The following is an 878-nucleotide window of genomic DNA, read 5'->3' as shown; positions in this document are numbered from 1 at the left end:
TGATTAAGGCTTCTCGCTTACGATTCGAAAGGATATCATCATAATTTTGTTCACTGCCATATCCGGCATCTGCGACGATGTGTTTTGGTAGTTTAAAATAATGTTGTTCGATTTCATCTAAAAATGGGATTAATGTACGTGTATCCGCTGGGTTTGGAAAAATGCTGTAGGCAAGCGCATACTGACCTTCTGTTGCCACTTGTATGTTATAACCTGCCTTCAATTGACCATTTTTCATATAGTCATCTTTCATACGCATAAATGTCGCATCCGGGTCTGTTTTCGAATAACTATTTCGTTCGTCAAAGATTTCGAAGTCTCTTTGGTATTTTAGTTTGCGTTCAATATAGTCGATTAATTGTTTGCGGGCTTTCTTTGGGAATTTCCGTTCCGTTCTTAAAGCCTTTCGCTCTGCTACATCTGATGAGTCCTCAATTTTTCGATCATATTCAGCGATCACTTCATCTACTTTTTCGACCATTTGAGCGAGGTCTTCCAATGCTAATTCCTTTTCATTTTCCCGTTTAATTTCTGGGATGATTTCTTTTTCAAGTAGTTCATCGTATAGCTGGTTAGACTTCTCAATTAGTCCGTTATGATATTTCTCAATCGACTTTTTCCACACGAATGTAAATTTGTTCGCATTTGCTTCAATCTTAGTTCCGTCGATAAAAATGGCTTCCTGATCAATTAATTCTTCCTGTACCAGCTGACAGCGGAATTGAACGAAGCATTGACGAATCAACTCCTTCACCTCTGATTGGACACGGAATCGGTTGATTGTGCGGTAGGTTGGTTCATTTCCTTGAGCTAACCACATCATCCGAAGACTATCTTTTAAAAGTCCTTCAATTTTGCGCCCTGAGAAGACAGATTGC

The 878-nt window shown here is 39.1% G+C and carries 1 protein-coding gene; it reads right to left on the bottom strand.

Features of this window, described 5'->3' with window-relative positions; genetic code table 11:
- A partial coding sequence (locus AC3WOM_RS26680; RefSeq protein ID WP_492449211.1) for a transposase occupies nucleotides 1-878 on the bottom strand: 878 nt, incomplete at both ends.

It is taken from the genome of Lysinibacillus sp. FW301-JW8 (genome assembly GCF_058788755.1).
The sequence above is the reverse complement of the archived record's forward strand: the minus strand, read 5'-3'. Positions and strand labels throughout refer to the sequence as shown.